This is a genomic window from uncultured Abyssibacter sp., from assembly GCF_964000955.1.
GTDB lineage: Bacteria > Pseudomonadota > Gammaproteobacteria > Nevskiales > OUC007 > Abyssibacter.
Genome location: NZ_CAXFCL010000039.1, coordinates 1 through 10,972, shown reverse-complemented (window position 1 = coordinate 10,972; position 10,972 = coordinate 1). Strand labels below are relative to the sequence as shown.

Genomic DNA, 10,972 nt, shown 5'->3' with positions numbered 1-10,972 from the left:
GATCAACGTCGCCGTCACCGGCAATCCCGCCGAGTCGCTGCAGGTGCAGGCGTCGGCGAGGTCGGGTGACGGCGAGATCCGCGCCCGGGCTCGAGCCCGGCTGGGCGAAACCCGCCAGCTCGACGCCAAGGTAGAAGGCGATCGCTTCCTGGCCTTCAATACCGAGGATGCGCGGGTAACCGTGTCACCCGATCTGAACTTCGCGCTGGTGGACCGGAAGGCGAATCTCCAGGGCACGCTGCGGATTCCGTCCGCGGACATCACCCCGCAACGACGTGAGTCCGAAACCCTGGTGCGGGCCTCGGAGGACGAAGTCATCGTCGGGCCGCGCGCGGAGGAGGACGCCGGTGACCCCATCGAGCTGACGGCGACGGTGGATGTCGTACTGGGCGAGCAGGTGCGCTTCGATGGCTTCGGCCTGACCTCGCGCATCGAGGGGCAGATCACCGCGCGCGACCGCCCGGGCAACCAGACCACGGCCACCGGCGAGCTGCGACTGGTCGAGGGTGCGTACAAGGCCTACGGGCAGAACCTGGACATTCGTCGCGGCCGGCTGATCTTCGCCGGCGGACCGATCACGGAACCGGGTCTGGACGTGAAGGCGTCGCGGTACCCCACCGAGGACATCGAGGTTGGCGTGCGTGTACGCGGGCCGCTCAGCCAGCCCGAATTCGAACTGTATTCGGATCCCGGCATGCAGCAGCAGGAGCAGTTGTCCTATCTCGTGCTCGGCCGCTCGCTGGACCGCAAGTCCGGAGCCACCGGCACCGAGCAGGCGGCGCTGGCCAATGCCGCGCTGGCGCTGGGGCTGAAGGGCGGCGGCTTTCTTGCCGACACGCTGCAGGACAAGGTCGGGCTGGACGAGATCAGCATTGGCGCCCAGGCCGGCGAATCCAATGACCAGGCGTCGCTGGTACTGGGCAAGTACCTGTCGCCCAAGCTGTACGTCAGTTACGGCGTTGCCCTGTTCAAGCCGGGCCAGAGCTTCCGGTTGCGCTACCTGCTGTCGGACAAGTGGACGTTCAAGACCGAGACGGGCACGCAGACCGGTGGCGACCTGATCTACACCATCGAGCGTGAATGATCCGGGCGTTGCTCAGCGTTCCACGGCAGCCGCCTCGGCGGCGTAAACTGCCGGACGACCATGGGCGCGAGGGTCGAACGTGCACGCATTGATCACCGGCGGAACCGGATTCATCGGACAGGCGCTGATCCCTGAACTGATCGCGGCCGGCTGGCGGCTGACGGTGCTGACGCGCGATCCGATTGCCGCGCATCGCCGGCTACCCGCCGCCGTGCGCTGTGTCGCCACGCTGGACGCGGCGCCCCAGGCGGTGGACGCTGTGGTGAATCTGGCCGGCGAGAGCCTGGCCGCGGGCCGCTGGAACGCCCGTCGCAAGCAGATGTTCCACGACAGCCGGGTTGGCCTGACCGAGACGCTGGTGCAGTGGATGGGCCAGCAGCCGGAGCCCCCGGCGGTGCTGGTCTCGGCCTCGGCGGTGGGCTTCTACGGCGCTCAGGGGAACACGTTGCTGGACGAGACCGCGGCGCCGGTGAACGAGTACCAGCATCGCCTGTGCGACGCCTGGGAGGCGGCGGCGCGGCAAGCTGAGGCGCTCGGCACGCGGGTTGTCCGGCTGCGAATCGGCGTGGTGCTGGACGCCGATGGTGGTGCCCTGCAGGCCATGCTGCCGCCGTTTCGCTTCGGGCTGGGCGGCTGGCTGGGCGAGGGTCACCAGTGGATGTCGTGGATTCATCGCAAGGACCTGATCGCTCTGATCCAGCTGGCGCTGTCCGATCCCCAGCTAAGCGGCGCCGTCAACGCGGTGGCGCCGACGCCGGTCACCAACCGTCACTTTTCCCGGGCGCTCGGCCACGCGCTGCACCGGCCGGTGTTTCTGCCAATTCCGGCATGGGCGCTCAGGCTCCTGGTCGGAGAGATGGCTCATCTGCTGCTCACCGGACAACGCGTGGTTCCGGTGGCTGCCACCGAAGCCGGATTCGACTACGAGTTCGATACGGTGGAGGCGGCGTTCGCGGACATCTTTGACTAAGCTCTGGGTAAACACGGGGTTATTCACACCACCAGGACAGCGCCGTTTTTCGTGCAAGATCCAGATGACGTGAAGAGTTCAGTGTTTCCCTGCATTGCGGAGAAAAACCATGTTTCGACTCCTGATTCCCAGCCTGATCGCCGTACTCGCTCTGACCGCCTGCGGTGGTGGTGGTGACTCAGGTCCGTCGGATTGCAGCATCGTCGGCCAGAACAGCTACGTATACGACGAGCTTCGCGACTCCTACCTGTGGGCCGAGTTCGTGGCCGACGGCGCCGACCCCTCCGCATATGCCTCGCCATCGGCGCTGCTGCAGGATCTGAAGCACACGCTGGACGAAACGCGCTTCGGCGGCAGCTACAGCTACGTGGCGGATCAGCAGGAATTCAATTCGCTGCTGAACGAGGGCGAATTCACCGGACTTGGCGTGCGCCTCGGATTCACCGACGCTGATGAACTGACCGCCCTGCTCGTGTTCAGCGGCAGTCCGGCCGCTGATGCCGGCCTCACCCGCGGCACCCGCATCCTGCGCATCAATGGCGAGGTACCCACCTCCGATCCCGGCCAGCCGAATTATTTCGACACCCTGCTCGGGGCCGACGAGGTGGGTGTCACCGTGGAGCTGGAAATCCAGGGGCCCGATGACAACTCGTCGACCACGGTCAGCGTGACCAAGGCCGTCGTCACCATCGACAGCGTGCAGACCGCGCAGGTGTTCGAGACCACCGGTGGCACCACGGTTGGCTATTTGCTGTTCACCAATTTCTTCACCGACATCTCGCGTGACGCGCTGCGCCAGGCCTTCGGGACCTTCCGCAACGCCGGCGTCGACGAACTGATTCTCGACCTGCGCTACAACGGTGGCGGCAGCGTGCGGACGTCCACCGTGCTCGGCAGCCTGATCGCCGGAGACTCCGTCGTGAACAGCGGTGACAACGAGATCTTCGTCGACGCGACCGCGAACGACGATCATCCGGACCTGGGCTTCGTGGAACGCTTCTTCAACGAAACCGAGGCGCTGGATCTGGATCGCGTCGTGATCATTGGTACGGAGTCCACGGCCTCGGCCAGCGAACTGGTGATCAACGGACTGGAGCCCTTCCTCAGCGACGTCGTGCTCGTCGGCAGCACCACGTTCGGCAAGCCGGTGGGTCAGCACCCGATGAATTTCTGCGACAAGACGCTGGTTGCCGTGACCTTCCAGACGCTCAACGCGGACGGTCAGGGTGATTACTTCGACGGCATCACGCCCGACTGTCCGGCCGAGGATGACTGGTCGCGACCGCTGACCCTGGAGTCCAACCTGGGCAACGAGGCGTCGATCCAGACCGCGCTGGACGTGATCACGACGGGAACCTGCCCGGCGGTCGGCAAGCGCGCCGCGACGTTCCGCAGCGAGTATCTGAGCGGGGTCCGGGCGCTGATTGGGGCGCACTAGGGCCGGCTAGGGTCCGGGGACCGCCTCCAGCAGGATCAGCAGGCTGATCATCACGCCGGCGGTGAGCACCGCCCGCAACCGGATGTACCACCACGGCCAGGTCTTGCCGGCGCCCCATCCGATGTCGGCGGCCAGCAGCCAGCCGAAGCCGGCGATCAGCACGACCAGCGTGGCCTCCGGGCCCATGAGCCAGGCGGGCCACACCGCCAGCGGCGGGATGACCGAGATCAGATAGCGCGAGTGGTTGCGACGGCCGTGGGCCAGCACCGCCCCACCCCACTGCGTCCCCGCCATGAACGCGAGGATCAGCACCGCGTAGGCCAGGGTCGCATCGAAGATGTGCGGGCCGATCAGCCCGATCTGAAGATGACTGCCGAGGGCGCCGGCGATCATGGGCAGCAGGCCGGCCAGGCCCAGATGCCAGGCGATCCGCGGACCCGGGTTCAGCCGCGGGTGGGCCAGCAACTCGGGCTCGCCGCCGATGCAGTGGCCGTCGACGAAGACCATGGGCAATTGTTTGTGGCCGCTGCTCTCGCGCAATGCCTCGAAGGCGGCGCGATGCTCCGCGCTGGCCATGCCAAGCATCACGATGCGGAAATCGACCCCGGCCAGATTGAGCCGCCGTTCCAGCGTCCGCGTATCGGTGAGCTTCGATGCGATCACGACGATCGGCGTCTTGGCGATGATGTCCTGGAGCATGTCCGCCTGCATCAGAGTTCGCTCCGTCGCGCCAGCTCGCGGATCCGGCTGGCCCGGCGGGAGATTGCCGCCCGCTCACCGCTGTTCTTGCGCGCAAGGTTGCGAACCTGAAACCGCATCCTCGGGTGATCGGCGAAGCGGTCCTGGTGCCGGGCGAGAAAATCCCAGTAGAGCGTGGTCATCGGGCAGGCGTCGTCGGTCGTGGCATCGGCCGGATCATACCGGCAGCCGGCGCAGTAGTTGCTCATCCTTTGGATGTACTTGCCGCTGGCCACGTAGGGTTTGCTGGCCATGCGCCCGCCATCGGCATGTTGTGACATGCCCAGCGTGTTCGGCAGTTCGACCCATTCCACGGCGTCCACGTAAACCGCCAGGTACCAGTCGTGAATCGCTTTCGGTTTCACGCCCAGCAGCAGACTGAACAGCCCGGTGACCATCAGTCGCTGGATGTGATGCGCATAGCCGGTTCGCAGCGTTTGATCCACGACCTGCGCCAGGCAGTGCATGGAGGTTTCTCCAGTCCAGTACAGCGACGGCAGCCGTTCATCCGCGCCCAGTGCGTTGTCATCCAGCCAGCCCGGCATGTCGCGCCAGTACAGCCCGCGAACGTACTCCCGCCAGCCGAGAATCTGCCGCACGAAACCCTCGACCGCGTTGATCGGGGCATGGCCGGACTCCAGCGCGGCGACCGCGGCATCGATCACGGTGCGTGGGTCCAGCAGCTTGAGGTTCATCGCCGCCGACAGCGTCGAGTGATGCAGAAACGCGGCGTCCGTCCACATCGCATCCTGAAAGCGTCCGAACGCCGGCAGGCGATGCCGGATGAAGTCATCCAGTGCCGCCTGCGCCTGAACCGGCGTCACCGGCCAGTCGAATCCATCCAGCCCGCCGGGGTGATCGGGCCAGCGCGCCTGGACTTGCTTGATGACGTCCCGGGTCGTCGCATCCGGCTTGAAGGACTGTCGCGGTGGCAGCGTTCCGGGGCCATCCCGGCCGAAGCTCTCGCGATTGTCGCCGTCGAAGTTCCAGCGACCGCCGACGGGCTGCTCGCCATCCATGAGAATGCCGGTCCGCTTGCGCAGCCAGCGATAGAAATCCTCCAGCAGAAACCGCTTGCGGCCCCGCGACCACCGCGCGAAGTCGTCCAGCGAACAGAGGAAATGCGGGTCGTCCCGGATATCCAGGTCGATACCCGCCTCTTCGCAGGCCACTCGCAGCCGCTGTTCCACGCGCCAGTCGCCGGGCTTGAGCACGCGAACCCGCGCCGGCTTCAACGTCGCCAGGTCGGCGGCCAGCGCCTCGCCCAGCGATTCGAACTCGCCGAGCGCGTGATAGCGGATCGGCACATTCAGGGCGTCGCGAAAATGCCGCATGGCGGCGAGAAACAGGACAATCCGTGCCTGGTGGGACCAGACGTGGGTCGCCTCGTCTGTCACCTCGGCCATCCACACGCTGTCCCGTGCCGGGTCCATGTCGGCGATCAGGGCGTGGCCGGGATCGAGCTGATCGCCGAGCACGACGATCAGATCACGCATGGTGCTTCTGGCCGCGGCAGCGTCGCGAGCAGTAGATCACCCGCTCCCAGTCACGGGCCCAGCGCTTGCGCCAGGAGAACGCCCGGTTGCACACCGGGCAGTGCTTGCTCGGCAGATGCGGTTTGCGATGGACCATGGCGAGGGCCGAATGAGAACGGCCGAAGCCTCCGCAATCACGCCCCCGGGGTGCAATGCCTGTTCAGGCCGATCAGGGAATCTCGATCTCGCCGGGGCACTGGAAGCCGATCGGGTCGCCGGCCAGCCCGTTGGCCACGCCGTTGGCGTCCCGGATCGATTCCGGGTCGAGCGCCAGCAGCGCGTCCACCGTGTCGCGGTAGCTCTCCATGACGGACGACAGATACTCGACGGAAATCTTGTCCGCGGTGTCCGACGGCGAGTGGTGGAACAGGCCCGCACCGGAAATGCCGAAGGTCGGAATCTGCAAGGCGTAGGCGGCTCGGGTCTCCCCGGGATTCAGCACGCCACCGGCGGACACCGTCAGCGCCTGCGATGCGACCGTGTCGCCGAACGCCGCCAGGACGGCGGGTGCCAGCAGGGTGTTCTCCGAGATCACCAGCGCCCGCTGTGTCGCGGCCAGGCCGGTTGGGGTGGGTTCACCGGCTACCTCGATGTAGCCGCGGCTGGCCAGCCCGGCGCCGAGATGCACGTAGGTGGCGATATTCTCGGGCCCCAGGCATTGCAGCACCCGTTCCTGGCCGAATCCCAGTACCTCGTGCGCACCGGTGAAGGTGAACACCACGGTGTACGGCAGCGGCCCTTCCCGTTTGGCTCGGTCGGCGAGATAACGCGCCAGATAGATCAGTCCGCCGACCCCGGGTCCGCGCTCCGATCCCACGGTGAACCAGCCGTTGATGGGTGTACCGATGACCATGAAGTGTTCACGGTCCTCGCCGGGCAGGAAGGCGTAGCTGTTGTACGAGAAGCCTTCCGGGCCGGGCTGGCCCACGGTGGCGTCCACCGTCAGCCGGGCCATCTGCCCATCCAGCTCGGTGATGCGGTCGCCGTCGAATTCGCCGACCAGCACCGTCGGCAGCGGACGCAGGCCCTCGATGGTGTTGTAGTTCTGGGCGACCAGTTCGTTGGCCGGGCCCTCGATGGCCACGATGGCGCCGACCGCGCCCTGCCTGGCCGCCTCGTCCAGCACTTCCTGTGCACCGACGACACTGGCGTTGAGGGCCTGGGTCGCGGTGAACATGATGATCTTGCCGCTGACGTCCCGGTCGATGAACAGATCCAGCACATTCCCCAGAAGCTGGTTCAGGCGGCGGCTGGAGCCGATGTCGATGATCTCGCCGGTTATGCCTTCCGGCGGCGTGATGCCCTGGAAGTACCACGGGAACACCGCGGGCATGAACGGCCCGTCATCCGGTGTGTCGATGGTCAGCTCGTAGTTCTTCGGCTTGAAGACCGGGAACGGGAACGGCTGCTGCTGGATGTTCACGATTCCGTCGATGCCACGCATCTGGGCGACGCCCCAGTCGTGGACCACATGCCCGAGGTTGCTGCCCGTCCGCGGCCCCGGCAGGCACTTGTACCACTCGTTCTCCAGATCCGTGGTCAGACACTCGTCGAAGAACGCCGGGTCCAGCACCACGTCCAGGTACTCGAGCATGTGCTCGTAGGAGGTCGGCCCGGGCTCCCCCAGCGGAATGTCGTCGGTGGGGTCGGACGGATCGGGCGGGTTCGTGACCGGCGGGCGGGCGCCGTCATCGCCACCTTCGGCATTGACACAGGCGGCCAGCGGCACAACGCCGAGCAGGATCAGGATGGGCAAACGTTTTAGCAGCACGCGCATGAGGCCAAGTCGGGCGAGTTTGACATGTCAGTGTTGCTGACCCGACGCGGCGATGCTGTCGGCCAGTGGGGCCGCGACGTGTCAGAAAATTCTGTACGGCGCCTTTCGCGCGGCACCGATGCAGTATGCGCGAGACCGCGTCCACAATCGCCTTGCCAGGACCTGGCAGGCGACGATCCACGCAAATGACCAGACGAGCGTGAACGTCAGGTAAGGCCAGCGCTCGCCCAGTCCCCGGCTCAGTGCATCCAGGATGGGCACCGGCAGAATGACCAGAAACATCAGAGTCGCGGCGCGACAGACCACCAGCCAGAACCGCGACACTCGCAGCATCTGCGCCCGGATGGCCCATGGCCGGACTGGAACCGGCGCCTTCTGACGCCGATATGCCGCAATAATCGTCAGCCAGTAGCCACCGATACACAGCACCAGTGTCGCCAGGGCAAGCCGCTCGATGGGGCTGTCCACCAGGCTCCATGCCCAGCCCATGACGATGAGCGCGATGGGGGCGGCGACGGTTTCCGACGCCATGTACCACTGGACCCACCGCGAGCGTTTTCGGAGTCGATCGCTCAGGGATTTCGTATCCAGCTTCAGTGGTTCGGACGCCGGATCGGGTTCCACCGAACGCCAGACCTTCTGCATCGATTCCCAGTCGCTCATGCGTGTCTCTCCACGGACAGCTTTTCTGTGAGCGCCTTGCGGGCGCGGTTGAGGCGCACGCCCACCAGATTGCCGCTGATGTCCAGCACCTCGGCCATCTCGGCGTAGCTCAGGCCCTCCAGGGCCAGGGTGACGAGCTGCCGCTGTCCCATGGGCAGCTCGCGTACGGCGTCGAGCAGGCGGTCGGCCTGTTCCTGACGCTCCGCGGCATCCAGCGCCGTGCCGTCCGGACTGGTCATGTCGGGTATTTCCGATGTCTGTCTCGGCTGGCGGGCGGCGGTCATCGCGTGCGAGGCGCCACGGTTGTGGGCGATGCGCAGCAGGAACGTGCGCGGCGAGGCATCGCCACGGAATCGCGGCCAGGCCTTCCAGATCGCCACGAGCATGTCCTGCACGAGGTCCTCGCAAAGCCCGGCGTCGCGTTCGTACGATGCGGCGACACGCTGGATGGCCGGGCCGTACTCCGCGACCAGTGCATCGAAGTCGCTCACGTCGACAGTATCGAAGCCCGGCGCGTCACAGGCCGCGCAGCATGCGTTCGGAGGCATACAGGCGTGTCGTGGCCAGAACGCAGGCCAGGCCCGCGAGCACGACGATCACCGAGGCGGTCAGGAACGCAATCGGATCCGGCGAGACCTCACGCAGCGCCTCGCCCAGCAACTGCTGCTGGCCGAGCACCGGCACCGCGAACATCCACGGCTCGGAATCCAGCTGCAGGAAGCTCACCGCCATGGCCGGCACCATCGGCACGAACATCAGCAGCGACAGATAGGTCTGCGCCTCCTTGAAGGATTTCGCGTAGCTGGCCGCGAGCATCTGCAGACCGGCGGCAAGCAGGGCCAGCGGCGCGATCAGCACGAACATGGTCAGGATCGACAGCGGCGTGGGCTGGTAGCTGATGCCCAGTTCGCCCAGGGGCGCCATCGGCAGCAGCACGCCCATCGCGGTCAACGTGAGCGCCACTCCGAACAGGCCGTAACAGGCCGCGACCAGCCACTTGCCGACGACCAGGCCGAACGCGGACACCGGCTGCACCAGTAGGGCCTCCAGCGACCGCCGCTCCCGTTCGCCGGCGGTGGCGTCGATGCAGACATGCATGCTGCCGAAGAAGGCGGCGATCAGCACGAACACCTGAAAGCCGCTCAGCACCAGCGCCGCGCGGTCGGCGCGGCTGGCCACATCGCGCTTTTGCACCTGGATCGGCTGCGCCGCCTGCGGCGCGACGCCCATGGCCATCATCCGCAGGCTGGCGAGTTCACCGCTCCACGCGTTCACCGCCTGCTCCACCCGTCGCGCCATGGCCTGACTGCTGGGCTTGGAGGTGTTCAGCACCAGCTCGACCTGCGCCGGGCGGCCGGCCCGCAGCATGGCGGTGAAATCGTTGGCCGGACGCAGAATGGCATCGTGATTGGCGATGGCTTCGGTCACGTCGACATCCGGACCCAGCGCCTCCAGCTCGAAACCATGCTCCTGCAGATGCGCGGTGAGCCCGGGTGCGCGTTCCAGATGCTGAACGGCCACCTGCTTTTCGTTGCGGGTCTGGTTTTCCACCAGCGCGGTGAACGCGGCCAGCATGATCACCGGCCCCATCAGCGAATAGCCGACGAGCGTCATGATCGACCGCGGATCGCGGCGGGCGTCAATGAATTCCTTGAGGGCCACGGCCCAGAGTTGGCGGATCATGCTGCGGCCTCGATCAGTTGAACAAACGCGTCTTCGAGTCGGGTATGCCCGGTCTGGCGGCATAGCTCGGCGGGGCTGCCGGCGGCCTTGACCACACCGTCACCCACGATCACCAGGTGATCGCAAAGCTCTTCGACCTCCTGCATCACGTGGCTGGAGAACACGATGCAACGCCCGGCCGTGCGCAGTGAGCGCAGCAGGTCGCGCAGGCTGCGCGTGCTCATCACGTCCAGCCCTCGGGTGGGTTCGTCCAGCACCAGATTCTGCGGTGAATGCAGCAGCGCCCGGGCCAGGCCCACCTTCATCCGCTCGCCTGCGGAAAAGCCTTCAACCCGCCGGTCGAGCAGATCATCGATGTGCAGCTGCGAGACGACGCTGTCGATCGCGGCATTCAGTGCCTGGCGATCCAGCCCGTGCAGGCGGCCGAAATAGGCCAGGTGCTCGCGCGTGGTGAGCCGCGAGTAGAGCCCGAACTGATCGGGCAGTACGCCCAGTCGCCGCCGGGCCGCCCGCGGTTGCCGGGCCACCCGGATGTCGTCGATGGTGACGTGCCCGGTATCGGGTTTCAGCAAGCCTTCGACACAGCGCATGGCCGTGGTCTTGCCCGCCCCGTTGGGGCCGAGCAGGCCGGTGATGGCACCATCCGGCGCCTCGAAGCTCACGTCCTGCACGGCCTGAACCTTGCCGAACCGCTTGGCGAGTTGTTCCGCGTGGATCATTCGGGAATCTCCGGGCCGGTGGCGTCGATGAAGAACGCCTTGGGCTTGATGTCGTTCACGCAGTCCGCATCCAGCGCGGACGGGTCGGCGGTGTCGATGAACTCGGCCGTCAGCTTGGGCACGCAGCCGCGCGTGCTGGCGATGTGGGCGGCGCCCTGTACTTCCAGCACCCTGGAGTTCGAGAGCGTTTCGGCAGCCTGATACGCCGTGTACGGCGGGGTCACCGGGTCCCAGCTGCCGGTGATCAACAGGCTGGGAATGTCGCTGGTCACCGGCTCGTGGAAATCATCGGCGATCGCGTGCTTGGGCCACACCGAGCAGGCCGTCTGCCAGAACTGGAAGATCTGCTCTCCCAGGAACGAGGT

The 10,972-nt window shown here is 66.4% G+C and carries 12 protein-coding genes; 3 read left to right on the top strand and 9 right to left on the bottom strand.

Annotated elements, in window-relative coordinates:
• From ABNS06_RS01555 to ABNS06_RS01545, 3 genes are all read left to right on the top strand, one after another.
• Window positions 1-1,084 (top strand): translocation/assembly module TamB domain-containing protein (locus tag ABNS06_RS01555; protein WP_348672203.1); only part of this gene is annotated, 1,084 nt, incomplete at its 5' end.
• Between the two features lie 79 nt (window positions 1,085-1,163).
• Entirely contained in the window at window positions 1,164-2,054 is an 891-nt protein-coding gene (locus ABNS06_RS01550) for a TIGR01777 family oxidoreductase (RefSeq protein WP_348672202.1), read from the top strand.
• A gap of 109 nt (window positions 2,055-2,163) precedes the next feature.
• Window positions 2,164-3,492 carry a S41 family peptidase gene (locus tag ABNS06_RS01545; protein ID WP_348672201.1) on the top strand — a complete coding sequence of 443 codons (1,329 nt, stop codon included), beginning with the start codon at window positions 2,164-2,166 and terminating at the stop codon, window positions 3,490-3,492.
• 6 nt (window positions 3,493-3,498) lie between these two features.
• Here the strand turns inward: ABNS06_RS01545 and ABNS06_RS01540 are convergent, their stop codons facing one another.
• The 9 genes from ABNS06_RS01540 to ABNS06_RS01500 form a co-directional block, all read right to left on the bottom strand.
• A complete protein-coding gene (locus ABNS06_RS01540; RefSeq protein WP_348672200.1) occupies window positions 3,499-4,203 on the bottom strand; it encodes a DUF3429 family protein in 705 nt (234 codons plus the stop codon).
• Complete coding sequence (locus ABNS06_RS01535; protein WP_348672199.1) at window positions 4,203-5,726, bottom strand: cryptochrome/photolyase family protein; 1,524 nt, start codon at window positions 5,724-5,726, stop codon at window positions 4,203-4,205. Before ABNS06_RS01535 ends, ABNS06_RS01540 begins: the two co-directional genes overlap by 1 nt.
• Window positions 5,719-5,862: a DUF2256 domain-containing protein gene (locus tag ABNS06_RS01530; protein ID WP_348672198.1), complete on the bottom strand. Its 144-nt coding sequence runs from the start codon at window positions 5,860-5,862 to the stop codon at window positions 5,719-5,721. The genes ABNS06_RS01535 and ABNS06_RS01530 overlap by 8 nt, the downstream gene beginning before the upstream one ends.
• A gap of 72 nt (window positions 5,863-5,934) precedes the next feature.
• Window positions 5,935-7,542, bottom strand: a complete 1,608-nt coding sequence (locus ABNS06_RS01525; protein WP_348672197.1) for a hypothetical protein — start codon at window positions 7,540-7,542, stop codon at window positions 5,935-5,937.
• An 81-nt stretch (window positions 7,543-7,623) separates the two neighbouring features.
• Window positions 7,624-8,205: a hypothetical protein gene (locus ABNS06_RS01520; protein WP_348672196.1), complete on the bottom strand. Its 582-nt coding sequence runs from the start codon at window positions 8,203-8,205 to the stop codon at window positions 7,624-7,626.
• Entirely contained in the window at window positions 8,202-8,696 is a 495-nt protein-coding gene (locus tag ABNS06_RS01515) for a sigma-70 family RNA polymerase sigma factor (protein ID WP_348672195.1), read from the bottom strand. The genes ABNS06_RS01520 and ABNS06_RS01515 overlap by 4 nt, the downstream gene beginning before the upstream one ends.
• Before the next feature lie 25 nt (window positions 8,697-8,721).
• Window positions 8,722-9,888 (bottom strand): ABC transporter permease subunit, encoded by a 1,167-nt coding sequence (locus ABNS06_RS01510; RefSeq protein WP_348672194.1) that lies wholly within the window; start codon window positions 9,886-9,888, stop codon window positions 8,722-8,724.
• The gene (locus ABNS06_RS01505; protein WP_348672193.1) at window positions 9,885-10,607 is read right to left on the bottom strand and encodes an ATP-binding cassette domain-containing protein; all 723 of its coding nucleotides are present in this window, start codon (window positions 10,605-10,607) and stop codon (window positions 9,885-9,887) included. Before ABNS06_RS01505 ends, ABNS06_RS01510 begins: the two co-directional genes overlap by 4 nt.
• Window positions 10,604-10,972, bottom strand: a 369-nt coding sequence (locus ABNS06_RS01500) for an alpha/beta hydrolase (RefSeq protein ID WP_348672192.1), incomplete at its 5' end; no start/stop codon positions are given. The genes ABNS06_RS01505 and ABNS06_RS01500, both read right to left, overlap by 4 nt.

Excerpts from the sequence above, each read along its gene's own strand:
- ABNS06_RS01545 (WP_348672201.1), top strand. The coding sequence starts at position 2,164 with ATGTTTCGACTCCTGATTCCCAGCCTGATCGCCGTACTCGCTCTGACC.
- ABNS06_RS01540 (WP_348672200.1), bottom strand. The coding sequence starts at position 4,203 with ATGCAGGCGGACATGCTCCAGGACATCATCGCCAAGACGCCGATCGTC.
- ABNS06_RS01535 (WP_348672199.1), bottom strand. The coding sequence starts at position 5,726 with ATGCGTGATCTGATCGTCGTGCTCGGCGATCAGCTCGATCCCGGCCAC.
- ABNS06_RS01530 (WP_348672198.1), bottom strand. The coding sequence starts at position 5,862 with ATGGTCCATCGCAAACCGCATCTGCCGAGCAAGCACTGCCCGGTGTGC.
- ABNS06_RS01525 (WP_348672197.1), bottom strand. The coding sequence starts at position 7,542 with ATGCGCGTGCTGCTAAAACGTTTGCCCATCCTGATCCTGCTCGGCGTT.
- ABNS06_RS01520 (WP_348672196.1), bottom strand. The coding sequence starts at position 8,205 with ATGAGCGACTGGGAATCGATGCAGAAGGTCTGGCGTTCGGTGGAACCC.
- ABNS06_RS01510 (WP_348672194.1), bottom strand. The coding sequence starts at position 9,888 with ATGATCCGCCAACTCTGGGCCGTGGCCCTCAAGGAATTCATTGACGCC.
- ABNS06_RS01505 (WP_348672193.1), bottom strand. The coding sequence starts at position 10,607 with ATGATCCACGCGGAACAACTCGCCAAGCGGTTCGGCAAGGTTCAGGCC.